Source organism: Caballeronia sp. LZ043 (assembly GCF_031451075.1).
Lineage (GTDB): Bacteria > Pseudomonadota > Gammaproteobacteria > Burkholderiales > Burkholderiaceae > Caballeronia.
The window spans coordinates 893,468-916,422 of the sequence record NZ_JARUXT010000004.1 but is presented as its reverse complement, the minus strand read 5'-3'; the positions used below and the strand labels follow the sequence as shown (position 1 = coordinate 916,422).

Below are 22,955 nucleotides of genomic sequence, written 5' to 3'. Positions count from 1 at the left end.
GCGTACAAGCGCCAGGCCCTGCCGGCGTCTCCAAAATATGCCGCAAAGCCTTGTCAGGCAAGGCAGGTCCGAATTCTAACATCGAACATCGCGACTCAAGCCGGTGCTCGGCATGGCACGCATGAACGTTATCGGGACGCTGGTCATCAACGCGATCCCTTGGCCTCTGAAGAACCGAGTCAATGCTGTTGGGCAAGCATTTATCCCGCTTGTATGTGTGCGGACATTTTCTTCATGCGGGCATTTGATGTCGTTACACAAAGCGACACACATACTTTCGTTATCGCGATATTTTTGATGAATGGTTTGATGACACGGAGACGTGACGCATGATGCATTTGCCTGACCAGCAGTCCTTCTGCGCGATGCGAAGCGGAACACGACTCGGCGATTTCAGCGTTGTCGAATCAGGCTGTGGCGCAGTCAAGTTGAACCGGGCAAGAGATAGGAACGTAGGAAATCCCGCGCACGTGAAAACGAGCCAGAGGTCATGAAACGGAGCACGGCCCGAATCGATTGGCTCACGGTTTTTCTGGGCGTTTGCCTGATCGCGATTTTTGGTCAATTCACCTGGATGGATATTGATTTCTATCTCGAATCCACAGTGACAGTGGGCGAAGTCGTCAAGTTGAATCACGGTGCTTATCACCCGGAAGTGTCTTTCACGACAGACAAGGGCGTAACGGTCACTTTCCCCGGAAGCAGTACCTAACCGGTGGAGGTGGGTGACCGCCTTGAGGTGCGTTATCTGCGCAGCGCGCCCGGTATGCAACCGAAGGTCAACCAGACATTAAACCTGTTCGATTTCATGCCGCTCCTGTTTGGCGTGGTGGTGGTCATATCGGGACTAATGGGGAGGTCCTTGCTCAACTTCGGATCGAGGAATGATCAGTTATAGAAAGAGTCGTTGGCGATATAACACCGGTGCCAGTGTGGCTGGCGCGTTGGGTCCTTTATCTGCTGCACGCGGCATACTCGTGCTGGTCGATCCCGCGAAGGTATCCCACCAGTTCAACTTTTCCACGTTTGGAATCAATCTTCTTGGCCTGAGAATTCCGAAGCAGTTTCAGCTTCCTGAATTGCCCTTGCCTAAAGGGCGTGGATTGACCGGTTCGGGCTCCACCACGGATTTCTGGGGCGACGGCATCGTCTTTATGAACTACTCCTTCCAAGGCGACGAACTGTCCGCAGCCGTTTTGGCGGCGGCGCGTTCAACGCCGAAATGGGTGGCGGCATGCTGATTGCAAAGGCTTGCACAATCATGCACATGGGCATTCCGGAGGCACTGATGCTTGCGTGCGCTGCCAGTCCGGCCTTGATCGGTATGGCGGCAAGAAACGCCAGGGCCATGATTGTCATGAAGGGTATCAGTGAGGGTTTGATTGACGGACTTGGCTTGTCGTCGTCGATCGGCTTTGTCTCTCACAGCTGAAATTGTTTGATGCGCATTACAAGTTCATTCTGTTCAAGAAAAGGAACGCATGGAGACTTTTATCCTTGTTGACGGTATCGAGGGCGAATCGCAGAGCGTGCCCAAGGCCATTGATGTCATCTCTTTCAAGTGATCATTGCATCAGGCGTCCGGCGCATCACACAGCAATGCAGGAAGCGGACCGAGGGCAACCATTCGCGACGTGGAATTCGTTCACCGCCTGGACCGCGCCAGCCCGAATTTGGCCAAGTACTGCGCCGTGGGTCGGTCCATCCCTAAAGCCGCGCTGTTTTCACGTATGGCCGGAGGAACGCCACAGGAATTCATGCGGTGGAGCATGGATGACGTGAGGGTCACGGTCGTGGAACCCGTCGGCGCGGGGGGCGCCATCGTAGAACGCGTCGCGCTTTCTTTTGTTCGAATGAAATACGAGTATGTCCTGTTGACGAACCTGGGGCAGAGAGGCGGAACCGTCACCGCCTTGTTCGATCTCCGCAGCCAAGAGAGCATCGTCACCCGTATGCGGACCACGTCAAACAGATCGTTCGCGTTCACTTGCGCAGATTTGCCGCCTTCCGTTGCGCGTTCTTGAATCAAGCGCTGTCGCGCGCCGCCACTTGGGCTTCGATTTGATTCAGACCACGAGAAACCGGTCGTACCCATGTAATCTATGAGAGTCGATTCTTCGGGCCATCAAGATTTGACGCGCCTTCACGAAGCTCGAGAAACATAACAACCGTACCGTCCACTGCAAGGGCAACCCGGGCTCCGTTGGACCTGTATCATGCCCGCTTTTACCGACCATCCGGCCCTGACGGCCCCTCGGGCGCTTTGCTGAGCGGGTTGCCTGACAGGCCCGGATCCCAATCGAGGAGATGCCGCATGTCGACCTGGCTGACCGTCGTTGGCATCGGCGAGGACGGCTGGCACGGCCTGTCCCGCGCCGCCCGCCGCGCGCTCGTCGAAGCGCAGGCCATCCATGGCGGCGAGCGCCATCTTGCGCTGCTGCCGTCCCGTATCGCCGCGCGCCGCGTGCCGTGGCCCCGGCCCTTTTCGATCGACGCCGTGCTCGCCGGACGCGGGGACGGCAAGACCCGCATCTGCGTGCTCGCAAGCGGCGATCCGATGTGCTTCGGCGTCGGCGCGACGCTCGCGCGTGAAGTCGCCGGCGAGGAAATGCGCGTGCTGCCCGCGCCGTCGTCTCTGTCGCTGGCCGCGGCGCGCCTGCACTGGGCGCTCCAGGACGTGGCGTGCGTGTCGCTCGTCAACCGGCCGGCGGCGTCGCTGCTCGCCGACGTGCATCGCGGCGCGCGCCTGCTCGTCCTGAGCGCCGACGGCGCCACGCCCGCCGCAGTCGCCACGCTGCTCACCGCGCATGGTTTCGGCGCGAGCCGCATGAGCGTGTTCGAGCATCTGGGCGGCGCCAGCGAACGCCGTATCGACGAACGGGCCGACGACTGGCGCGAGCCGCGCGTCGCCGCACTCAATCTGATCGCGATCGACTGCCGTACGCACGCGGGCCACGCCGGCCCGCCGCTGACGCCGGGCCTGCCCGACGACGCCTATCGGCACGACGGCCAGCTCACCAAGCGCGCGGTGCGTGCCGTGACGCTGGCCCATCTCGCGCCGCAGCCGGGCGAACTGCTGTGGGATGTGGGCGCGGGCTGCGGCTCGATCGGCATCGAATGGATGCGCGCGCACCGCGCCTGCCGTGCGATTGCGATCGAAGCGAACGAGAGCCGGCAGCGGCTCATCGAGTACAACCGCGACGCGCTCGGCGTGCCCGCGCTGCAACTCGTGAAGGGCGAGGCGCCCGCCGCGCTCGACAGCCTGCCGGCGCCGGACGCCGTGTTCATCGGCGGCGGGTTGACCGTGCCCGGCGTGCTCGATGCATGCTGGTCGCGCCTGCGTCAGGGCGGACGGCTCGTCGCCAATGCCGTGACCTTGCAGAGCGAGATGGCGCTGGTCGAATGGCGCGCGCGGCATGGCGGCGAACTGACGCGCATCGCCATTGCGCAGGCGGAGCCGCTCGGCAGTTTCGATACCTGGCGCCAGGCGCTGCCCATCACGCTGCTGCAAGCGAGCAAGCCATGAGCGGCCTGCGTTCGTCTTCCCGCAAGGCCGGTGCGGCATGAAGCGCATTCTCCTGCTCGGCGGCACCGGCGACGCGCTCGCGCTCGCGCGCGCACTGCCCGCCGGTCACGTCTATAGCCTGGCAGGCCTGGGACGCGTACCGGACGATCTCGCGTGCACGGTGCGCGTCGGCGGCTTTGGCGGCATCGACGGGCTGTGCGCGTATCTGCGCGACGCGGGCATTGCGCTCGTCGTCGATGCGACGCATCCGTATGCCGCGCAAATGAGCCGCCACGCCCGCGCGGCCTGCGACAGCACAGGCGTTCCGCTATGGGCCGTGCGCCGTCCCGCGTGGCCTGCACAGTCCGGCGACGACTGGCGTTTCGTTCACGACTGGCACGGCATCGTCGCCGGCATCGCCGGATTCGGCCGGCCGCTGTTCACGCTCGGGCGCGAACCGCTCGCGCATCTGGACGAGATTCCCGCATCGCAATACTGGACCGTGCGCTGTCTCGAAGCGCACGCGGGCAATGCACGCGCGCGGATCATCGATGCGCGCGGCCCCTTCACCCTCGACGGCGAACGCGCGCTGTTCGACGCAGCCCGCATCGATGTCGTCATCAGCAAACACAGCGGCGGACGCGCGACCGAGGCGAAGCTGACGGTCGCGCGCGAACGCGGCCTGCCGGTCATCATGCTCGCGCGTCCCGAGCTGCCCGCCGCCGACCGCCGTTTCGACACCGTCGCCGATGCACTCGATGCGCTCGGACTTCAACTCTCATCCACAGCATGACCGTCTATTTCATCGGCGCCGGACCCGGCGATCCCGAACTCATCACCGTCAAAGGCCAGCGGCTGGTCCGCACCTGCCCGGTACTGCTCTATGCCGGCTCGCTGGTGCCGAAGGAAGTGCTCGCCGGTCATCATGCGGAAAAGTGCATCGATACGGCGGAGCTCGATCTCGATACCATCGTCGCGCTGTTGCACGACGCGCACGTCGCCGGCCAGGACGTGGCGCGGGTGCATTCGGGCGATCCCTCGCTGTACGGCGCGATCGGCGAGCAGATGCGCCGGCTCGACGCGCTCGGCATTCCCTATGAAATTGTGCCCGGCGTGACGGCGACGGCTGCATCGGCGGCGGCGCTCGGTCGCGAACTGACGCTGCCCGGCATCTCCCAGACGGTCATCCTCACGCGCTACGCGACCCGCACGGCCATGCCGCCTGGCGAATCGCTCGCGGATCTGGCGCGGCACCGCGCGACGCTTGCGATTCATCTCGGCGTGCGTCACATCGAGCGCATCGTCGCCGACCTGGTGCCGCATTACGGCACGGACTGTCCGGTGGCCGTGGTGTTTCGCGCGAGCTGGCCCGACGAGACGCGCATCGAGGGCACGCTCGCGGACATCGCGGAAAAGGTGCGCGCGGCGGGCGTCGAACGCACGGCGATGATTCTCGTCGGCCGCGTGCTGTCCGCCGACGGTTTCGCCGACTCGACGCTCTACGGCAGCTGACCCCGCCATGCGCGATCTCGACGCCGTTTTTGCCGCACTCGCCCGGTCGGCGTTCCGGCGGCGCTTTGCGCTCGGCGTGCGGGAAGGGAAGTATCTGGGCGCGAAGGGCATGGAGACGGTGCTCGCGCAAGCGCACGACATGATCGGCAGGCGTCTCGCGCCGCCGCTGCCGCCCAACGACGGAAAGCAGACGCCGATGCGCGGGCATCCGGTGTTCATCGCACAGCATGCGACGGCGACGTGCTGCCGCTCATGTCTGGCCAAATGGCATGAGATCCCGGCGGGCCGGGCGCTGGATGCCGTCGAGCGGCAGCATGTGGTCGATGCTATCGAACGCTGGCTGCGGGCGCAGCCGCTGCCGGAAGCGTCGCGGTCCGAGCCTGAGGCGCCTCAGCGCAGCCTGTTCTGACGGTCAGCGCGGCGCGTCGGTCAATTGCTGCCGATTTCCAGTCCGACCTGGGCCGTTCGCGCAACAGTGACGAAGCCCCGGTGCTCCAGAAACACCGTCTGATGGCTCGGACGAAGCAAAAGATCCGGCGTCAGCTTGAATGCCACGACGTCATCGGACTTCCACATTGGAATTCGTTCACCGCCAATGACGGCCACCGTACCCGGAGGCAAATCGCCGTTGATCTTCATCCAGATCGGCGTGCCGGCGGGATCCAGGTGGGCGAGATCGATGGTCCTGGGCCCGTAATCGACGATCTTCGTTTGCAGCGAGACGACCGGCAGCGCGTTGCGAAGGAAGAGCTGGTTCATGCCAAGCGGCACGAGAAGCACTGCGCACGCGATCGCCATGGACATGGCGATACGCGGAGATTTCGATCCGTCGCGATGTCTGCGTCCCAGCGCCACGAACGGCTTTTCGATCAGATACCAGCTCGCCGATGCGACCGCGACGGTGATCGCAAACGCGATCAGGAAAAAAGCCAGCGGTGACATGTTCCGAACCACGGTCTGATCGAACAGGTATCGGCCCACTGCCAGATGGTAGAGGTAGATCCCGTAGCTGATGCGGCCGAGGTATTGCAAGGTGGGACGGCAAGCGATCGCTATCGCAGTCGGCGAGCCGTCCATCCAGGCAATCAACGAGGCTGTCAGGCAGCCAATGGCCGTCGGCCACAGAACGATTCCATAGGCCCAGTGACCGGTGAGGTCGCCGGCGAAAACACACATCGTGAGAACGGCGCCGATGCATCCTGTGACGACATGAGGAAAAGCAAGACCTTGCTGCCTTTGCTGCTCGAATAATGCGAGCAGTGCACCGAACGCGAGGCAATCGACGTTGCTGGTCAAGGAGTAAAGCGTTGCTTCGACGTTGTGTATGTGTCCGTAGAAGAAGAGTCTCGACACGGGCGCAGCGACGATCATGGCGCAGCAGACCTTCCACAAGATTCGGCTCGGCAGCAGCGTGATGAACGGCCACACCAGATAAAACTGCTCCTCAACCGAGAGCGACCAGAAATGGATTGGAAATCCGTCTCCATGGTTGAGCGAGAAAAAGAGATTGGAGAGAAATGCGGAGTGCCAGAGTGCCTCCGACCCGCTCATTCCAGGCCAGATCAGCAAATAGAATGCCATCGAAAGGTAATAGATCGGCCAAATACGCAGCGCGCGCCGGGTGTAAAACGCGACGACATTGATCTGGCCTTGACCTGCGTTGCGTTCGCGCAGCAGCCCACGCGTAATGACGAAGCCGCTGATCACAAAGAACATGTAGACGCCGGCGTGTCCCCAATTCACGGGGCCCATGATTTTGGGCGCCCAGTGACTGATCAGGACGGCAATGACAGCGACTGCGCGAAGTGAGTCAATCTCGGGACGGTAGGGTCTGGCCTCTGTCTGGACTATTTTTGTATTTGCAACTGTCGCCAATTGAATCTCGCCGTCTGGAATTATCGTTTCGGCGGATTCTACAATGACTTAATACAAAATATTACCTGGCCCGGTTGCTTTTATTTCCTTGTGCGAACGCTCGGAAATTTATTCGGACGCTGAACTAAGCCTGGCACACCGCCAGAGTCCGCTAGCATGCGCCCGTCTGGAGGCTCTCAATCCCTTGCTGCGCCTGCCTTGCGCGTCTTCGCGCGCCGCGCCAGCATATTGAGCGCCTCCACCAGCGCCGAGAACGCCATCGCGGCATAGATATAGCCTTTCGGCACATGCGAGCCGAAACCTTCCGCAATCAGCGTCATGCCGATCGCGAGCAGGAAGCCGAGCGCCAGCATGACGATGGTCGGATTCCGTTCGATGAACCTCGACAGCGGCCCGGCCGCGAACAGCATCACGGCGACCGCGGCGATCACCGCGACGAACATGATCGGAATGTGCTCGGTCATGCCGACCGCGGTCACGATGCTGTCGATGGAAAACACGAGGTCGAGCAGCAAAATCTGGCCGATCGCCGAGAGTGGCGTCAGACGGCCCCCCGCGTTCGCGCCGTCGTGGTCGTCGGCGTCGTGCGTCACGTGATGACGGATCTCGGTGGTGGCCTTCCACACGAGAAACACGCCGCCCGCGATCAGGATCAGGTCGCGCCACGAGAAGCCGTGCCCGAAGGCTTCGAAGATCGGCGCCGTGAGCCGGACGATCAGCGCCACCGTGCCGAGCAAGCCAAGCCGCATCAAGAGCGCGAGGCCGATTCCCAGGCGCTGGGTGCGTGCCCGGTGCGCTTCGGGCAGCTTGTTGGTCAGGATGGAAATGAAGATGAGGTTGTCGATGCCAAGCACGACTTCCATGACGACGAGCGTCGCGAGCGCGGCCCAGGCGGCAGGATCGGCGAGAAGGGCGAAGAGATAGTCCATGCGGTGCGGGCCTGGTCAGGGATTGACGTCAATGGCGGAATGCTAACCTGCTCGATTGCAGAAATGAAAGGAACCTGAAATATTAATTCGTATCGAAGCGCCACACGATAGCGATCTTCCGCGGGCCGGGTCGTGTCTTGCGACTAAATATGGCCAACTGGCCACAAATACCGGATTTGAAACGGATTTTTGCATCTCTTGAGAAGCGGTTGAGTTCGGTTTACGGGTAAACTCCAACCCTCTCGAGCCGGCTGAAAATCCGGCCGTCCTACACTTCCCGACTTCCGGGAAAAAACGCCACTTTCGCATGCAGGGAAAATCACAACGTCTCGTCGAGCTGGACTTCTTCAGGGGACTGGTTCTGCTCATCATCGTCGTCGATCATATCGGCGGGAGCATGGTGTCGCGCTTCACCCTGCATGCGTTCGCGCTCAATGATGCCGCCGAAGTCTTCGTCTTTCTTGGCGGCTTCGCCACCGCCACCGCCTATGTCTCGCTCGCCGAGCGCCGTTCCGAAAGCGTCGCGCGCCGCCGCTTCGTGAAGCGGGCGTTCGAGCTGTACCGCGCCTTCCTCGTCACCGCCGTATTGATGCTGGCCGCGTCCTTCCTGCTGCGGCCGTTCTTTGGCCACGCGCCGAATCTCGCGCTACACGATCTCGACAGCCTGATGGCCGAGCCGGTCTCGTCGATTGCGCAGATTCTCACCTTCGAGCGCCAGCCGTACCTGGCCGCCGTCCTGCCGATGTACGCCCTGTTCGCGCTGGCCGTGCCGCTGATGCTGCCGCTCGCGCGCAGCAAGCCCTGGATCCTGCTCGGCCTGAGCCTCGCACTGTGGGCGTGTGCGCCGGCCATCGGCGAATATCTGCCCTCCGCCGAAGACAACCTGTGGGACTTCAATCCGGCAGCCTGGCAGCTGATGTTCGTGCTCGGCGTGCTGGCGCGCTGCCAGCCCGTGTACCAGCGGGTGAGCGCGCATCGTTTCGGCTGGATCGTCAGCGCGGGCACTGTCGCGCTGATCGCCGGCATGGCGTATTACAAGCTGCTTGTGCTGCCCCCGGTGCTGGACAGTGCGTTCAAGCGTGACCTCGCCGGGCCGCGAATCGTCAATTTCTTGGCGATCGCGTGGATCTGCGCCAATCTGGCGCGCTATGGCGTCGTGAAGGCGATCGCGAACCGCTTGCCGTGGATCGGCGCGGTAGGGCGCGACGGCATGGTGGCATTCGTCGCGGGGACGGTCATTTCGCTGGTCGTCGATTCTGTCCTGTTCACGCTCACCGACGGCCTCATCAACGTGCCGGCCGGGCTAGCCGCCGATGCGCTCGCCATCGGCGCGCTGCTCGCCGTGCCGCGCGTGCATCAAGCCGTGGCGGGCTGGCTCGGCAGCCGTCGACCGCTGCCCAAACCGGCGCCGGCAGCAGCGCCAGCTCGCGTCGCCGCCGATACGCGCGGGCGTTGACAGCAGCAACGAGCCAAAAAAGCGGGCAATCTTCGCCCGCTTTTTTGGGGATTGACCAGCAACTAACCGTCTTTTTCGCAACGCACCATCGGATTGATGCGGAAAAGCATGTGCGGCACGCTGCTTGCATGTACACCGGCCATCACGACAAAAAAACCGGAATCGCCATGCTCAAACTTGCCATCCTCTTCGCGATCATCTCCGTTGTTGCGGGCCTTTTCGGCTTCACACGCGTTTCATCGGGCGCGGCGGGCATCGCCAAGATCTGTTTCTTCATCTTCCTGATCCTGTTCGTGATCTTCCTCGTCATCGCGATATCCGCGGGCTCGCTTGTGCTGTAGCGCCGGGCGGCGCCATGCCGCTTACGCGTGCTTCCTCGGATCGACCCGTGTCCCGCCGCAGTGTTACATTGCGGCGAGGAGACAGTCACGCGGCGTCGGATGGCACCAAGCCCCGCCGACGGCCGCGCTGAACCGACAAGGAGGAAGGCGATGCAGCACGCCATCGGCGCGGCCTTGCAGCCCGCGCAGCGCGATCTCATCCGTCATTCGCACGAGCGTTCGGCCACTTTCGGGCTGTGTGAAACGATGCGCCCCGATTACGTCGTGCTGACCGGCGCGCAACTCGCCGTCAAGCTCGACGAGAGCCGCACGCTGTGCGCGCACGCGCTGCCGGTCATCGAGACGCTGTACGCCCAGCTTGCGAATACGCACAGCATGATTGCGCTGACGGACGCGGAAGGCCTGATCCTGCATTCGTTCGGCGATGACGACTTTCTCGCCCGCGCCGAAAAAGTCGCGTTGCGCGCCGGCGCGATCTGGAACGAAGCGCATCAGGGCACGAACGCCATCGGCACGACCATCGCGGAGCGCACGGCCGTCACCGTTCACGGCGACCAGCACTACCTGCGCGCGAATCATTTCCTGACCTGCTCGAGCGTGCCGATCCTCGATCCGCTCGGCAACCTGTCCGGCGTCCTCGACGTCACCGGCGACCGGCGCGGCTATCACCAGCACACGATGGCGCTCGTCAAGATGTCGGGACAAACCATCGAGAACCGGCTGATTTCGAGCGCTTTCGAAGACAAGCTGCGCGTCCGTTTCCACAGCCGGCCCGAATTCATCGGCACGCTGATGGAGGGCATTGCCGTCTTCGAACTGGACGGCCGTCTGCTGTGCGCGAACCGCAGCGCGCAGTTCCAGCTCGGGCTTGATTTGCGCAGTCTGCGTGCGCAGACGGCGGAGACGCTGTTCGGCGAGGGTGTCGAAAAGTTTATCGGGCGTCCCGGCGACGCGCCGCGGCGGCTCGTGCTGCACAGCGGCGTCGGCGTGTTTGCGAGCATCGAGTTTCGCGGCCGGCCGTCGACGAGCGTGGCCGTGACGGTCGCCGAGCCGGTGTCGTCGGCGCTCGCGGCGCTCTGCACCGGCGATGCGCACATGCAGGACGTCGCCGGACGCGTCCGCAAGGTGATCGGCAAGAACATTCCAGTGTTGATCGGCGGGCCGACCGGCGCGGGCAAGGAAATGCTCGCGCGCGCGATCCATGCCGATTCGCCGCGTCGCGCGGGCCCGTTCGTCGCGGTGAACTGTGCGTCGCTGCCGGAGACGCTGATCGAATCCGAGCTGTTCGGCTATGTGCCGGGCGCCTTTACGGGCGCGGCCAAACGCGGCGCGACCGGCAAGATCGTGCAGGCGAACGGCGGCACGCTGTTCCTCGATGAAATCGGCGACATGCCGCTCGCACTGCAAAGCCGTCTGTTGCGCGTGCTGCAGGAGCGCGTGGTCGAGCCGCTCGGCGCGGCGCGCGCGGTGCCGGTCGATTTCATGCTGGTCTGCGCGAGTAACCGCAAGCTGCGCGATTGCGTCGCGCAGGGCGCCTTCCGCGAGGATTTGTATTACCGCGTCAACGGACTCTCGGTGACACTGCCGCCGCTGGCTGAGCGAACCGATCTGCGCGCGGTCGCCGACAAGATGCTGCGCGACGAGCGATTTATCGGCCATCCGATCGAGATCGATCCGGCCGTGCTCACGCTGTTCGCGCGCCATCCCTGGCCGGGCAACCTGCGGCAGTTGAGCAACGTGCTGCGCACGGCCTGCGCGATGCTCGACGACCACGACACCCATATCCGCGTCGCCCATTTGCCGCACGATTTCGTGGATGAACTCGATGCACTCGGTGAGATAGAGCCGGCATTCGCACCGACGCTGCCCTCAGGCGGGCGTCTTGCCGACATCGAAGCCGGCGCGGTCGCGGCAGCGCTCAAGGCGCACGGCGGCAATGTATCGGCGACGGCGCGCGAACTCGGCGTGTCGCGCACGACGGTGTATCGCAAGCTGCGCGGCTAGTCTTCGAGTGCGTCCGGGCTGTGAGGCGCGGGCAACGCGCCGCTGTGATCCTTCAGCCCGACGCCGGTCAGTCCGAGGCGGCGCGCTTCGTTCAGCAGCCACATCAGCTTGTGCGCGGCGGCGTCGTAAGGCAGGCCCTCCGGGCGCACGTTGGAGATGCAGTTGCGCTCGGCGTCGTGACGGCCGGCGCGCGGCTCATACGTGACGTAGAGCCCGAGACTGTCCGGCGAACTGAGTCCCGGCCGTTCACCGATCATCATCACCACCATCCGCGCCCGCAAGCGTTCGCCGACGGGATCGCCCAGCGCAACCCGCGCCTGCGTGGCGATTACCACGGGACCGATGCGCCAGCCTTCGAGACGTGGCCGCAGGCTCGCGAGCAGCGGCGCGACGTGGCGCTGCGCGGCGACAGCGGACAGTCCGTCCGCGGCCACGAACACCAGGTCCGGTGCGTCATGCAGGGTCTTCGCGTACTCGGCGAGATGCGCCTCGCCTGCTTCCCCGGGCATGCGCCCCAGGTCGGGACGACGCAAATAATTAGCGCGATCGGGCGCCGCGCTCGGCACATCGAGTGTGTCGAACCCTGCGGCGCGGATGGCCTCGGCAAGCGCGCCGGTATCGAGCGGCTGGTGGACCGCGTCGCGCGCCTGCGCGTGCGCGAGTTCGAAGGCGAGCAGCGGCGCGGTCGGCAGGCTGCTGCCCGCGCGGCCCAGCGCGATGCGGGCATTCGTGAAACGCCGCAACGCGTCCCACGGATCGTCCTGGCGGGGTGGCGTCGTCATGCGTCGATCCAGTCGAGCAGGGGTTGACGGGGCGCGCCTGATGGACGCGCAAGCAAACCGCCCTCTGCATCCGTAACGCGCATTCTGGCGAGCCACGCTTCGAACTCAGGCGCGCGCTTGAGGCCGAGCAGCCGGCGGACATACAGCGCGTCGTGAAACGAGGTGCTTTGATAGTTGAGCATCACGTCGTCCGCGCCCGGCACGCCCATGATGAAATTCACGTTCGCGGCGCCGAGCAGCGTCAGCAGCGTGTCCATGTCGTCCTGATCGGCTTCGGCGTGATTCGTGTAGCAGATGTCACAGCCCATCGGCACGCCGAGCAGCTTGCCGCAGAAGTGATCCTCCAGTCCCGCGCGAATGATCTGCCGGCCGTCGTACAGATATTCCGGACCGATGAAGCCGACCACGGTATTCGTCAGCAGCGGCTGGAAGCGGCGCGCCACGGCGTAGGCACGCGCCTCGCAAGTCTGCTGATCGACGCCGTGATGCGCGTTCGCCGACAGCGCGCTTCCTTGGCCCGTCTCGAAGTACATGACGTTGTCGCCGACCGTGCCGCGCCCGAGCGACAACGCCGCGTCGCGCGCCTCCGCGAGCAGCGCGAGCGACACGCCGAAGCTCGCATTGGCGCGCTCGGTGCCCGCGATCGACTGGAACACGAGATCCACCGGCGCGCCTTGTTCGATCGCCGCGAGCGTGTTGGTGACGTGCGTGAGAACGCAGGATTGCATCGGCACGTCGTAGCGGCGGCGGAAGTCGTCCATCATCGTGAGCAGCGTGCCGATGGCCGCCGGCGAGTCCGAGGCCGGATTGATGCCGATGACCGCGTCGCCGCAGCCGTAGAAGAGGCCGTCGAGCATCGCGGCGGCGATGCCTTTGGGATCGTCGGTCGGGTGATTCGGCTGGAGGCGCACGGAGAGATGCCCCGGCAGGCCGATGGTCGTCCGGAAGCGCGTGACCACCGGGCGCTTCTTGGCGGCGAGGATCAGGTCCTGGTTGCGCATCAGCTTGGACACCGCCGCGGCCATCTCCGGCGTGATGCCCAGGGTGACGGCTTCGAGCGCGGCGGTGTCGGTGCTGTCGGCGAGCAGCCATTCGCGGAAGGCGCCGACCGTCAGATGCGCGATGGGCGCAAAGGCTTCGCGCGAATGCGTGTCGACGATCAGCCGCGTGACTTCGTCGTCCTCGTAGGGGATCAGCGGTTCGTCGAGGAAGGCGGCGAGCGGGACCTGCGCCAGCGCCATTTTGGCGGCCACGCGCTCTTCCTCGGTGGCGGCCGCGAGACCGGCGAGCTCATCGCCGGAGCGTCGCGGACTGGCGCGGGCGAGCAGCGTCTTCAGGTCGTCGAAACGGTAGCGGCGCACGCCGATCGTCTCGTGATAGCTCATCGCTTCTCCTTGCACGGTGCGGACGGTCCTGCGATACGGCCACTGTAGCCGCTTCGCGCCCGCCTGGGGCGGCGGAGAAAAAAGAGCCCGCCGGAAGCGAATCCGTGCCCATGCGATAATTTTTCGCTTCAGTCAGCCGCCGCGCGCCCCGTTTCCCGTGAAAAACCTGCTTGTTCCTCTCGACCGCCTTGGCGATTTCGATGAAATCGTCGACGTCCGCACGCCGCTCGAATTCGCCGAGGATCACATTCCCGGCGCCATCAACGCGCCGGTGCTCAGCAACGAGGAACGGGTGATCGTCGGGACGATGTACAAGCAGGTTTCGCCGTTCGAGGCGACCCGCGTCGGCGCGGCGATGGTCGCGCGCAACATCGCGCAGCATCTCGATACGCTTTTCGCAGACAAACCCCGTAACTGGCGCCCGCTCGTCTATTGCTGGCGCGGCGGCAAGCGCTCCGGTTCGATGACGACCTGGCTCAACCTGATCGGCTGGCAGGCGCGTCAGCTCGACGGCGGCTACAAGACTTACCGGCGCGGCGTGATGGAGCGGCTAAGCGAACTGCCGCGCCAGTTCCGCTATGTGGTGCTGATCGGCCATACGGGCAGCGGCAAGACGCGGCTCCTGACAGCGCTGCACGGGGCGGGCGCGCAGGCGCTTGATCTGGAAGGGCTGGCGGCGCATCGCGGGTCGCTGCTCGGGGCGTTGCCGGGGCAGCCGCAACCGTCGCAGAAAGGCTTCGATTCGGCGCTGCTCGAGGTGCTGTCCCACTTCGACCGGACCCGGCCGGTGTTCGTCGAGGCGGAAGGGCGCCGCATCGGTTCCATCACACTGCCCGACGCGCTGCTCGACAGTCTGCACGCGTCGCCCTGCGTGGAGGTTCGTGCGCAGCGGAAAGACCGCATCGCGTTTTTGTTGCAGGATTACGCCCATCTGTTCGACGATCCGGCCTTCTTCAAGACGCAGCTCTCGAAGCTGGTTGCGCTGCACAGCCGCGAACGCGTGGCGCATTGGCACGGGCTGATCGACGCCGATGCGCGCGCGGAGCTGTTCGGCGAGCTGATCGACCGGCATTACGATCCGGCCTACGCGCGCAGCAGCCAGGCGCTCTATCGCGAGTTGCCGCACGCGGCGCACGTGCTGTTCCGGCCGAACGACGAAGACAGTATCGAACAAGCGCATGCACTGCTCGCGCAGCTCGCCGAAACCACGCCCGCACTCTGATTCCAACTTCACACTCGAAACAAGAAAACACGTTATGACCACGCTCCGACAACCTCGCGTCGCGCTCGGCTGGATGGTGTTCCTGCTGATCGCCGTATTGGGACTGTTCTATGTGAAATGGTTTCCGTACTACAACCGCGCGTTTGTTGCGGCGAGCCAGCATTCCATCGGCAAGTCCATTCTGATGGGCACGGCCGCGAATGCGCCGACGCCTTCGTGGCAGGCCGCGCTCGATTACGCGCTCGCTTATGGCAAGGCCATCTGGCAGGCCATGGTGCTCGGCCTGCTGCTCGGCTCGGCGGTGCAGGCGCTGATTCCGCCGCGCTGGGTCGCCCGGGCGCTCGGGGAGCATAACTTCGGCAGCGTGGTGAACGGCGGGCTGATGTCGTTGCCGGGCATGATGTGCACGTGCTGCGCGGCGCCGGTCGTCGCGGGCCTGCGGGCGCGCGAGGCGGCGCCGGGCGCGGCGATCGCGTTCTGGCTCGGCAATACCGTGCTCAATCCGGCCGCGCTGGTGTTCATGGGCTTCGTGCTCGGCTGGCAATGGACCGGCCTGCGCCTCGTGCTGGGCGTGTTGATGGTGTTCGGGCTCGGCTACGCGGTGAACCGGATGGTGACGCCGGCACAGGCGGCGGCATCGCGCGAGTCGCTGGCGAAGCTCGTCGAAACCGACGACCCCGGCACGGCGTTTTCGCGCTGGCTCAAGATTCTCGGCCGCATGACCTTGCGGCTCATCCCTGAATACATCGTGCTCGTGCTGCTGCTCGGCGCGGCGCGCGCGTGGCTGTTTCCGCATATCGGGCCGGATATCGGCAACGGCTTGCTGTGGATCGCGGCCTTCGCCGTGGCTGGCACACTGTTCGTGATCCCGACGGCCGGTGAAGTGCCGATCATCCAGGCGATGCTGTCGCTCGGCATGGCTGCCGGTCCTGCTGGAGCCTTGCTGATGACGCTGCCGCCGGTGAGCGTGCCGTCGCTGGCGATGCTCGGGCGATCGTTTCCGCCGCGCGTGCTGGCGTTCGTGACGGTGGCGGTGGTGGTGTTCGGGATCGTCGGCGGGGTGGTGGCGGCGGGGGTGTCTTGAGGGGGTGTTTGTCGAAGACGACACCCCGCCCTCAATGAATCGCCGCCCCCGCCTTGATCAGCAGCTTGAACGGCAGCGCGAGCAGCATCGCGCCGCCCACGCCCGCCACCCACAGCGCCACAAACCAGAACAGCTTGCGCGCGCGCTCAGTGGTAATGATGTTCGCCATGGCGCACCTTTCCTCTGAATACCCAATAGCTTAGCGTCGTGTACGCGATGATGACCGGCAGGATCACCGCCGCGCCGACGATCGTGAACAACTGGCTCGAATGCGGCGCGGCCGCGTCCCAGATCGAGACACCCGGGAAGATGTCATGGGGCGAAATGCTCGCGACAAGTCCCGCATAGCCGAGCAGCACGAAGCCCAGCGCGACGGCGAACGGCCGTGTCTCGTGACGCGATTCGATCGAACGTCTCATGGCCCACGCGCACGCCGCGACCAGCACCGGCACGGGCAGCAGCCGGTAGAACAGCGGCGAGTCGAACCAGCGTGACGCAATGCCGGCGTCCTGCAGCGGCGTCCAGATACTGACGACGGCGATGGTCGCGAGTTGCAGCAGCGTCAAAGGCCAGACGACGCGATACATCCGCCGCTGCAAATCGCCTTCGGTCTTGGCGATCAGCCAGCACGCGCCGAGCAGCGCGTACGTCACGACAAGCGCGCCGCCGGTAAAGAGCGCGAACGGCGTGAACCAGCCGAAGGGATCGCCGGCAAAACGGCCATCGGCGACGGGAATGCCGTCGAGAAACGCGCCGAGCGCCACGCCTTGAAAGAAAGTCGCGCCCGCCGATCCGCCGATGAACGCCAGATCCCACAGATGCCGCGTGCGCTGCGCCTTTGCGCGAATCTCGAACGACACGCCGCGAAAGATCAGGCAGACGAGCATCAGCACGAGCGGCAGATAGAGCGCGGACAGCACGGTCGAATAGACCATCGGGAACGCGGCGAACAGTCCTGCGCCGCCGAGCACGAGCCAGGTTTCATTGCCGTCCCAGACCGGCGCGACGGTGTTCATCATCACGTCGCGGTCGTGCTGGTCGGGAAAGAACGGAAAGAGAATGCCGATGCCGAGATCGAAGCCGTCGAGCACCACGTAGAGAAACAATCCCAGCGCGATGATCGCGGCCCAGGCAAGCGTGAGGTCCATGTCTTAAGCTCCTTCGATGGACTGATGCGGAAGGCTGAGCGGCCGGCGCGCGGTGCCGTCGGGCGTCTCCGTAGGCGAGCCCGGCAGCGCGGGCCCTTGCCGCAGCAACTTCAGCAAGTAGTAGATGCCGGTGCCGAAGACGATCGTGTAGACGATCACGAACGCCAGCAGCGACACGCCAACCTGTTGCGCAGTAACGGGCGAGACGGCATCGGCGGTGCGCATCACGCCGTACACCACCCACGGCTGGCGGCCTGCCTCGGTCGTGATCCAGCCGGCCAGCAGCGTGATGAAGCCGCTCGGACCCATCGCCAGCGCGAAGCGATGGAACCAGCGCGCCTCGAACAGCCGGCGCTTGCGATGCAGCCACCACGCCGCGAACGACATCAGGATCATCAGCACGCCAAGACCCGCCATGACGCGGAAGGTCCAGAACACGAGCGTCGAGTTCGGCCGGTCCGCCTTCGGAAACTCTTTGAGGCCGCGAATCTCGCCGTCCCAGCTGTGTGTGAGGATCAGGCTGCCGAGATGCGGAATCCGCACCGCGTACTTCGTGGTTTCGGCTTCCATGTCGGGAATGCCGAACAGGTTCAGCGCCGTGCCGCCTTTCTCCGTGTCCCAGATACCCTCGATCGCCGCGATCTTCGCGGGCTGATGTTCACGCGTGTTGAGACCATGGGCGTCGCCGACGAGCGCCTGAATCGGCGTCAGTGCCAGCAGCAGCCAGAGCGCCATCGAGAACATCTTGCGGATGGCGGGATCGCGCCGGCCTTTCAGCAGATGCCATGCGCCAGTCGCGGCGACGACCAGCGCCGCGACGATGAACGCCGCAATCGCCATGTGCGCGAGCCGGTACGGGAACGACGGATTGAAGATGATCGCCCACCAGTCCACCGGCACGACGTGATCGCCTTCGATGCGAAAGCCCTGGGGCGTCTGCATCCAGCTGTTCGACGCGAGGATCCAGAAGGTGGAGATGAGCGTGCCGATGGCGACCATCAGCGTGGCGCCGAAGTGCGCCTTCGGTCCGACCTTGTTCCAGCCGAACAGCATGATGCCGAGGAAGCCCGCCTCGAGGAAGAACGCGGTCATCACCTCGTAGGTGAGCAGGGGGCCGGTGATCGGGCCGGCGAAGGTCGAGAAGCCGCCCCAGTTGGTGCCGAACTCGTACGCCATCACGACGCCCGACACGACGCCCATGCCGAACGCCACGGCAAAGACCTTCGACCAGAAAAGACACAGCTCCTTGTAGACGGGCTTGCCGGTCTTGAGCCAGGCGCCTTCGAGCACCGCGATGAAGCTCGCGAGCCCGATGGACAACGCCGGAAAAATGATGTGAAACGAGACAGTGAACGCGAACTGGAGCCGCGCCAGATCGAGTGCTTCGAGAGTCGAATGCATGATGCCCTGTGCCTTGAATGTCACCCGCGCCCGGATTGTCGGGCGTGTGTGTTCTTGCCGATTCAGTCGTGTAACGGGGCCGAGCTTAGCGCCAATCGCAAAAAGTGTTGCGTTGCGTCAGCGATCTTGCTGCGCGCGCAAATGCCGCAGTTTCAAGGGCTTGCAGGCGCTATCGGGTTGATTCTCCGATGCTTTTGGGGCACGTTTATCGTGCGCTGCGGCATGAACGCGCAGGGGCGTTCGCGACAATCGACCGCACGACCGGCGAAGCCTGTGCGAAAGGGCTAAAAGAACTGAGGCGGCGTCATCACAAACCGCGCGATTCGGCCGGGTACGATAATGGCTATCGCAGCGCGCGCGCCGCGCAGACAAACAAGGAGAGATACGATGCGCCTCGATGACGAAGCAGAAAGCCGCAATGTCGAAGACCGGCGCGGCGGCGGAGGCGGCGGCTTCCGGGTAGGCGGCGGATCGATCGGCATTGGCACGATCATCGTCGCGCTCGCGGCTTCGTACTTCTTCGGCATCAATCCGATGACCATCATCAACGGCGCACAGGTCCTGCAGGGCAACGCGCCGCAGCAGCAGGCAGCGCCCGCCAGCAGGCAGCCCGCCACCGATCCGGGCGCCGTGTTCGTGCGCAAGGTGCTCGGCAACACCGAGCGCACCTGGCAGCAGATCTTCCACACACAGTTCAACCAGGACTATCCGGCACCCACGCTGGTGCTGTTCTCCGGCGGCACGCAGACGGCCTGCGGCACCGGACAGGCGGCCATGGGTCCGTTCTACTGTCCCGCGGATCGCAAGGTCTACATCGATCTCTCGTTTTATCGCGAGTTGCGCGACCGCTTCGGCGCTGGCGGCGATTTCGCCCAGGCATACGTGATCGCGCATGAAGTCGGGCATCACGTGCAGAACGTGCTCGGCATTTCAGACAAGGTCGATCAGGCGCGCACACGGATGTCGCGCGCGCAGGCCAATGCGCTGTCCGTGCGCGTCGAGTTGCAGGCGGATTGTTTCGCGGGCGTATGGGCCGCAGTCGCGCAACGGATGAACGCGCAACTGATCGAGCCGGGCGATTTCGAGCAGGGATTGAACGCGGCAGGCGCGATCGGTGACGATCGGCTTCAGCAGCAGTCGCAAGGGCGCGTCGTTCCGGAGGCCTTCACCCACGGCACCAGCGAGCAACGGCAGCGCTGGCTGCGGCGCGGGCTGTCGACGGGCGATGTCGGCCAGTGCGATACCTTCTCCGCACGCGCGCTCTGAGTTGCGGTCACGCTGCGCGATTTGGACTATTCTCGATACGCGCGACGCACGCAAACCGGCGCGAGCGGGCGGAAGAACTTACAAAGGCTGACAATGCCGCTTTCCCAATTTCATTAGAATCGCTGGTTTTGCGGAGCGCGGCTCACTGCGCCGCCTGCGGCGGCCCATTCCCGCGCGCCGCCGGCATCCGAGCACTCAAGACTCTTCCATGAAGCGAATTCTGATCGTCAAAGTCACGTCGCTCGGCGACATCGTGGAGACGCTGCCCGTCGTTTCCGACCTGCGGCGTGCCTTTCCCTCCGCAAAAATCGACTGGGCCGCCGACGCCGCCTTCGCCGACATCATTCGCTGGAATCCGGGTGTGGACCGCGTGCTGAGCGCGCCGCTGCGCAAGTTCAAGAAGGCCCGCAACTGGAACGACCTGAAGGAAATCGGCGCATCCATCAGCGAACTGCGTGCCGAGAAATACGACGCCATCGTGGATATCCACGGCGTCTACAAGAGCGCGATCATCGCGTTCATTGCACGCGGGAAGCGGCGCTTCGGCTATCTGAACCAGGATCTCGGCGAGCGTGGCGCGGCCTTCGCGTATAACGCGCGCTTTGGCCCGCGTCCGCATACCGATGCCTGGCGCGGCATGCGCGTGAGCGTCGCCGAGGCGCTCGGCTACACCTTCGACGAGACGCCCGACTACAACGTGCGTCTGCCTGCGCTCGCGTACAGCCTCGATATTCCGCGCGACAAGCGCATCGCGATGCTGTTCCACGCCACTTCGGCCGACGTGAAGAAATGGCCTAAGGAACATTGGGGCGAAGTCGGGCGCTGGCTCGTCGCGCGCGGCTATACGATTGCCTTGCCATGGGGCACCGAGCGCGAGCGCGGCGAGGCGCAGGCGATTGCGGCTATCGTGCCGGGCGCGATCGTGCTGCCGAAAGTGACGGTCGAGGAATGCGCACACTGGATCCAGGCGTCGGAGCTGGTGGTCGGGACGGATACCGGTCTCGTGCATCTCGCCCATGCCATGCAGCGCCGCACGGTCATGCTGTTTGCCGCGACATCGCGCGAGCATTTCGGCATCGATGCGCCGGGGCGCTCGGTATCGGTCGGCGATCACGGCGCGCCGCCCGACGTGCCGCAAGTGCTTGCAGCCATCGAAAGCGCAACGAACGGCGCGCCGCAAGCGGTATCCGGCTCGGCGGAAACGGGTGCGATGCTGCGCTAGAGCCGCGACGAGAACGAAGCGTGTTGCGCTGAGTCGGGCCCCATGTTTATGCGCATAAAACTTCTATCTCAAATTGTTGTGTCATCAACGTGGCGTTTTTTCCAAAAAATTGGTGCGCCAACGTAAAAGTTGCCGTTTGACTCTTGACGGCGAAGGGTTCAAGACTGACGATTACGAAAACACTTAAGAATCGTCCTAAAGATGACCGAAGAAACCGTACTGGAAGCGCGCCAGTCCCTGGTTCGTCTGTGGCCGGCCGAGATTCCGCTGAATGCAGCGCTGGACTGGCCGATCATGTCCGCCGATGGCGCCGTGCTGTTCGATGCGGGCGCTGTCGTGCCGGACGTCGCGGCGCGTGATTTCATGTTCCAGCACTTCGAGCCGCATCGGGCGGTTCAGGAACCGGCGCGTGCGGTGAGTCAGGACGCGGATGTGTCCGGCGATCAGCCTTTGTCGCTCGACGATATCGGCCTGACGATCGGCGCGCGAGTCGGACTGCGCGGCACCGGCGGGACAGGGTCTGCGATGTATGCGAGCCGCGTGATCGGTTTTTCGACGCCGCGCCGTAACGGCGAGCGCTCGCTGTTCGTGACGCAGCCGTTGATGACCGGCTTCGATCCGCTCGATCTCAATGTCGGCGAACAAGTCGATCTGGTTGCGCTGACCGGGCGCGGCGTATTCCGTTTTGCCTGCACGGTCGATGCGATCTGCCGCGAGCCGTTCAACTATGCGGTGCTCTCCGCGCCCGGCGCGATCCGCCGACTTCGCACCCGAAAGTTCGCCCGGATGCCCACGCGTCTCGCTGCGCACTTTTCGGCTCATGGTTCGACGGATGTGCCGGAACTGGGGCGTGTCAGCGATATCAGCCCGTATGGCATGTCGCTGACGGTGGCGAAGCCGGCTGCGCGCATCGGCGACAAGCTGGCGCTCTCGTTCCAGTTCAGCACCGATGGCGTGGACGTGAAGATCGACACGATTGCGATCGTCCGGCATGTCGGCGCACCGGAGCCCGGTACGGGTCACGTGGCCTACGGGCTGGAATTCGAAGCACTCGAGCCTTCGCAGCGCATCGCGCTGAAGTCGTTCATGGCCGAGCACAGCTGAACCGCGCGCCCGGCCCGCGTCTCGTGCATGCCGGCCGGCGATCAGTTGCCCGGGAAGCCGTCGGGAAAGAGCCGCTCGACTGCGGCTTCGAAATGCTGCACCGGGGCGGCGCCACGCAGCGCGATAGGAGGCGGTGCTTCCTGACCGGGCGCCGGCTCGCGCGACAGTACCGCGAACGGCACGCCCCCCACACCCAGCTTCTTTGCGAACTCTTCGTCCTCGATCACGAGATCGGTGTAGGTGCCGTCGTCGAGCGCTTCTTCCAGCAGTTCGGGATCGACACCGCATGCGGACGCGATATCGAGCAGTGCATCGGTATCGCCGATGTCGATGCCTTCCTCGAAGTACGCCTTGAAAATCGCGCGATGCACGACGTCGAAGCGGCCCGATTCGCGCGCGAACAGGGCGGCTTCGAACGCTTTGCGGCTGCGCGGCGTGACGGGCGGCATGCGCATGGTGACGCCGCGCTCTTCGGCGAGCGGCTGCACTGATCTTTCCCAAGCCTCGACGATCGTGTCGCTATTGGGATCCAGCAGGGGCGCCGGCTCGGGGCGCAGTTCGAACGCATGCCAGCGAATCTCGACTGCATCGCCATAGGCGTTGCGGAATTGATCGAGCACGGGCGTTTCGAGATAGCAGAACGGGCAGACGAAGTCCGACCACACGTCGATATACAGAACAGGCGTGGATGCCATGTAAGCCTCAAAAGCGAACGGCGC

Annotated in this window: 24 protein-coding genes; 16 read left to right on the top strand and 8 right to left on the bottom strand. The window is 64.4% G+C overall.

All coding sequences use genetic code 11. The annotated features are described in order from the left end of the window. Positions 1-490: 490 nt before the first annotated feature. The 8 genes from QCE64_RS31710 (at position 491) to QCE64_RS31675 (ending at position 5,426) form a co-directional block, all read left to right on the top strand. Positions 491-712, top strand: a complete 222-nt coding sequence (locus tag QCE64_RS31710) for a hypothetical protein (RefSeq protein WP_310008121.1) — start codon at positions 491-493, stop codon at positions 710-712. Positions 713-884: 172 nt separating this feature from the next. Next, positions 885-1,241, top strand: coding sequence for a hypothetical protein (locus QCE64_RS31705; protein WP_310008119.1), 357 nt, complete (start codon positions 885-887; stop codon positions 1,239-1,241). Further along, positions 1,235-1,432 (top strand): hypothetical protein, encoded by a 198-nt coding sequence (locus QCE64_RS31700; protein ID WP_310008117.1) that lies wholly within the window; start codon positions 1,235-1,237, stop codon positions 1,430-1,432. Before QCE64_RS31705 ends, QCE64_RS31700 begins: the two co-directional genes overlap by 7 nt. Before the next feature lie 136 nt (positions 1,433-1,568). Next, the gene (locus tag QCE64_RS31695) at positions 1,569-2,024 is read left to right on the top strand and encodes a type VI secretion system tube protein Hcp (RefSeq protein ID WP_310008115.1); all 456 of its coding nucleotides are present in this window, start codon (positions 1,569-1,571) and stop codon (positions 2,022-2,024) included. Between the two features lie 290 nt (positions 2,025-2,314). Next, positions 2,315-3,526 carry a precorrin-6y C5,15-methyltransferase (decarboxylating) subunit CbiE gene (cbiE, locus tag QCE64_RS31690; RefSeq protein ID WP_309926508.1) on the top strand — a complete coding sequence of 404 codons (1,212 nt, stop codon included), beginning with the start codon at positions 2,315-2,317 and terminating at the stop codon, positions 3,524-3,526. 37 nt (positions 3,527-3,563) lie between these two features. After that, entirely contained in the window at positions 3,564-4,298 is a 735-nt protein-coding gene (locus QCE64_RS31685; protein ID WP_310008112.1) for a cobalt-precorrin-6A reductase, read from the top strand. Next, positions 4,295-5,017: a precorrin-4 C(11)-methyltransferase gene (gene cobM / locus QCE64_RS31680; protein WP_309926504.1), complete on the top strand. Its 723-nt coding sequence runs from the start codon at positions 4,295-4,297 to the stop codon at positions 5,015-5,017. Before QCE64_RS31685 ends, cobM begins: the two co-directional genes overlap by 4 nt. 7 nt (positions 5,018-5,024) lie before the next feature. Then, on the top strand, positions 5,025-5,426 hold the full coding sequence (locus QCE64_RS31675) for a DUF4186 domain-containing protein (RefSeq protein WP_310008110.1): 402 nt from the start codon (positions 5,025-5,027) through the stop codon (positions 5,424-5,426). Between the two features lie 20 nt (positions 5,427-5,446). Here the strand turns inward: QCE64_RS31675 and QCE64_RS31670 are convergent, their stop codons facing one another. Both QCE64_RS31670 and QCE64_RS31665 read right to left on the bottom strand, forming a co-directional pair. Then, positions 5,447-6,892, bottom strand: coding sequence for an acyltransferase (locus QCE64_RS31670; RefSeq protein ID WP_310008108.1), 1,446 nt, complete (start codon positions 6,890-6,892; stop codon positions 5,447-5,449). Positions 6,893-7,068: 176 nt separating this feature from the next. Then, the gene (locus QCE64_RS31665) at positions 7,069-7,821 is read right to left on the bottom strand and encodes a TerC family protein (protein ID WP_310008106.1); all 753 of its coding nucleotides are present in this window, start codon (positions 7,819-7,821) and stop codon (positions 7,069-7,071) included. A gap of 307 nt (positions 7,822-8,128) precedes the next feature. Here QCE64_RS31665 and QCE64_RS31660 point away from each other — a divergent pair, with 307 nt between their 5' ends. The 3 genes from QCE64_RS31660 (at position 8,129) to QCE64_RS31650 (ending at position 11,622) form a co-directional block, all read left to right on the top strand. Continuing rightward, positions 8,129-9,277 carry an OpgC domain-containing protein gene (locus QCE64_RS31660; RefSeq protein ID WP_309926495.1) on the top strand — a complete coding sequence of 383 codons (1,149 nt, stop codon included), beginning with the start codon at positions 8,129-8,131 and terminating at the stop codon, positions 9,275-9,277. 167 nt (positions 9,278-9,444) lie between these two features. Further along, entirely contained in the window at positions 9,445-9,618 is a 174-nt protein-coding gene (locus QCE64_RS31655; protein WP_309820442.1) for a DUF1328 domain-containing protein, read from the top strand. A gap of 150 nt (positions 9,619-9,768) precedes the next feature. Then, positions 9,769-11,622, top strand: a complete 1,854-nt coding sequence (locus QCE64_RS31650; protein ID WP_310008104.1) for a sigma-54-dependent Fis family transcriptional regulator — start codon at positions 9,769-9,771, stop codon at positions 11,620-11,622. Here QCE64_RS31650 and eutC read toward each other — a convergent pair. Together eutC and QCE64_RS31640 are read right to left on the bottom strand one after the other, a co-directional pair. Further along, positions 11,619-12,404 carry an ethanolamine ammonia-lyase subunit EutC gene (eutC, locus tag QCE64_RS31645; protein WP_310008102.1) on the bottom strand — a complete coding sequence of 262 codons (786 nt, stop codon included), beginning with the start codon at positions 12,402-12,404 and terminating at the stop codon, positions 11,619-11,621. The two genes, QCE64_RS31650 and eutC, sit on opposite strands and share 4 nt — an antisense overlap. Continuing rightward, a complete protein-coding gene (locus QCE64_RS31640) occupies positions 12,401-13,789 on the bottom strand; it encodes an ethanolamine ammonia-lyase subunit EutB (RefSeq protein WP_309926488.1) in 1,389 nt (462 codons plus the stop codon). Before QCE64_RS31640 ends, eutC begins: the two co-directional genes overlap by 4 nt. Positions 13,790-13,946: 157 nt before the next feature. On the opposite strand from QCE64_RS31640, the gene mnmH reads away from it, so the two are divergent. Further along, entirely contained in the window at positions 13,947-15,011 is a 1,065-nt protein-coding gene (mnmH, locus tag QCE64_RS31635; RefSeq protein ID WP_310008100.1) for a tRNA 2-selenouridine(34) synthase MnmH, read from the top strand. A 34-nt stretch (positions 15,012-15,045) separates the two neighbouring features. Continuing rightward, positions 15,046-16,095 carry a permease gene (locus tag QCE64_RS31630; protein WP_309926484.1) on the top strand — a complete coding sequence of 350 codons (1,050 nt, stop codon included), beginning with the start codon at positions 15,046-15,048 and terminating at the stop codon, positions 16,093-16,095. Positions 16,096-16,126: 31 nt separating this feature from the next. On the opposite strand, the gene QCE64_RS31625 is transcribed toward QCE64_RS31630, so the two are convergent. Genes QCE64_RS31625 through QCE64_RS31615 form a run of 3 tightly spaced genes read right to left on the bottom strand, consistent with a single transcriptional unit; the run spans position 16,127 to position 18,644 of the window. Further along, positions 16,127-16,264, bottom strand: coding sequence for a hypothetical protein (locus QCE64_RS31625; RefSeq protein WP_309926482.1), 138 nt, complete (start codon positions 16,262-16,264; stop codon positions 16,127-16,129). After that, complete coding sequence (cydB, locus tag QCE64_RS31620; RefSeq protein WP_309838155.1) at positions 16,242-17,243, bottom strand: cytochrome d ubiquinol oxidase subunit II; 1,002 nt, start codon at positions 17,241-17,243, stop codon at positions 16,242-16,244. Before cydB ends, QCE64_RS31625 begins: the two co-directional genes overlap by 23 nt. 3 nt (positions 17,244-17,246) lie before the next feature. Further along, positions 17,247-18,644, bottom strand: coding sequence for a cytochrome ubiquinol oxidase subunit I (locus QCE64_RS31615; RefSeq protein ID WP_309926481.1), 1,398 nt, complete (start codon positions 18,642-18,644; stop codon positions 17,247-17,249). A 387-nt stretch (positions 18,645-19,031) separates the two neighbouring features. Between QCE64_RS31615 and QCE64_RS31610 the strand changes: the two genes are divergently transcribed. From QCE64_RS31610 to QCE64_RS31600, 3 genes are all read left to right on the top strand, one after another. Then, positions 19,032-19,910, top strand: coding sequence for a neutral zinc metallopeptidase (locus QCE64_RS31610; RefSeq protein ID WP_309934898.1), 879 nt, complete (start codon positions 19,032-19,034; stop codon positions 19,908-19,910). 208 nt (positions 19,911-20,118) lie between these two features. Beyond that, positions 20,119-21,132 (top strand): lipopolysaccharide heptosyltransferase I, encoded by a 1,014-nt coding sequence (gene waaC / locus QCE64_RS31605; RefSeq protein WP_310008098.1) that lies wholly within the window; start codon positions 20,119-20,121, stop codon positions 21,130-21,132. A gap of 201 nt (positions 21,133-21,333) precedes the next feature. Next, positions 21,334-22,236, top strand: coding sequence for a flagellar brake protein (locus QCE64_RS31600; RefSeq protein ID WP_310008096.1), 903 nt, complete (start codon positions 21,334-21,336; stop codon positions 22,234-22,236). A 41-nt stretch (positions 22,237-22,277) separates the two neighbouring features. On the opposite strand, the gene QCE64_RS31595 is transcribed toward QCE64_RS31600, so the two are convergent. Beyond that, positions 22,278-22,931 carry a DsbA family oxidoreductase gene (locus QCE64_RS31595; protein ID WP_310008095.1) on the bottom strand — a complete coding sequence of 218 codons (654 nt, stop codon included), beginning with the start codon at positions 22,929-22,931 and terminating at the stop codon, positions 22,278-22,280. Positions 22,932-22,955 lie beyond the last annotated feature (24 nt).

Bases quoted from the DNA above. Each gene is read 5' to 3' on its own strand.
- QCE64_RS31660 (WP_309926495.1), top strand. From the start codon at position 8,129: ATGCAGGGAAAATCACAACGTCTCGTCGAGCTGGACTTCTTCAGGGGA.
- QCE64_RS31675 (WP_310008110.1), top strand. From the start codon at position 5,025: ATGCGCGATCTCGACGCCGTTTTTGCCGCACTCGCCCGGTCGGCGTTC.
- cydB (WP_309838155.1), bottom strand. From the start codon at position 17,243: ATGGACCTCACGCTTGCCTGGGCCGCGATCATCGCGCTGGGATTGTTT.
- cbiE (WP_309926508.1), top strand. From the start codon at position 2,315: ATGTCGACCTGGCTGACCGTCGTTGGCATCGGCGAGGACGGCTGGCAC.
- QCE64_RS31705 (WP_310008119.1), top strand. From the start codon at position 885: ATGATCAGTTATAGAAAGAGTCGTTGGCGATATAACACCGGTGCCAGT.
- QCE64_RS31655 (WP_309820442.1), top strand. From the start codon at position 9,445: ATGCTCAAACTTGCCATCCTCTTCGCGATCATCTCCGTTGTTGCGGGC.
- QCE64_RS31650 (WP_310008104.1), top strand. From the start codon at position 9,769: ATGCAGCACGCCATCGGCGCGGCCTTGCAGCCCGCGCAGCGCGATCTC.
- QCE64_RS31595 (WP_310008095.1), bottom strand. From the start codon at position 22,931: ATGGCATCCACGCCTGTTCTGTATATCGACGTGTGGTCGGACTTCGTC.
- QCE64_RS31640 (WP_309926488.1), bottom strand. From the start codon at position 13,789: ATGAGCTATCACGAGACGATCGGCGTGCGCCGCTACCGTTTCGACGAC.
- QCE64_RS31630 (WP_309926484.1), top strand. From the start codon at position 15,046: ATGACCACGCTCCGACAACCTCGCGTCGCGCTCGGCTGGATGGTGTTC.
- QCE64_RS31625 (WP_309926482.1), bottom strand. From the start codon at position 16,264: ATGGCGAACATCATTACCACTGAGCGCGCGCGCAAGCTGTTCTGGTTT.
- cobM (WP_309926504.1), top strand. From the start codon at position 4,295: ATGACCGTCTATTTCATCGGCGCCGGACCCGGCGATCCCGAACTCATC.
- QCE64_RS31700 (WP_310008117.1), top strand. From the start codon at position 1,235: ATGCTGATTGCAAAGGCTTGCACAATCATGCACATGGGCATTCCGGAG.
- waaC (WP_310008098.1), top strand. From the start codon at position 20,119: ATGAAGCGAATTCTGATCGTCAAAGTCACGTCGCTCGGCGACATCGTG.
- QCE64_RS31665 (WP_310008106.1), bottom strand. From the start codon at position 7,821: ATGGACTATCTCTTCGCCCTTCTCGCCGATCCTGCCGCCTGGGCCGCG.
- QCE64_RS31615 (WP_309926481.1), bottom strand. From the start codon at position 18,644: ATGCATTCGACTCTCGAAGCACTCGATCTGGCGCGGCTCCAGTTCGCG.
- QCE64_RS31600 (WP_310008096.1), top strand. From the start codon at position 21,334: ATGACCGAAGAAACCGTACTGGAAGCGCGCCAGTCCCTGGTTCGTCTG.
- QCE64_RS31685 (WP_310008112.1), top strand. From the start codon at position 3,564: ATGAAGCGCATTCTCCTGCTCGGCGGCACCGGCGACGCGCTCGCGCTC.
- QCE64_RS31610 (WP_309934898.1), top strand. From the start codon at position 19,032: ATGCGCCTCGATGACGAAGCAGAAAGCCGCAATGTCGAAGACCGGCGC.
- QCE64_RS31710 (WP_310008121.1), top strand. From the start codon at position 491: ATGAAACGGAGCACGGCCCGAATCGATTGGCTCACGGTTTTTCTGGGC.
- eutC (WP_310008102.1), bottom strand. From the start codon at position 12,404: ATGACGACGCCACCCCGCCAGGACGATCCGTGGGACGCGTTGCGGCGT.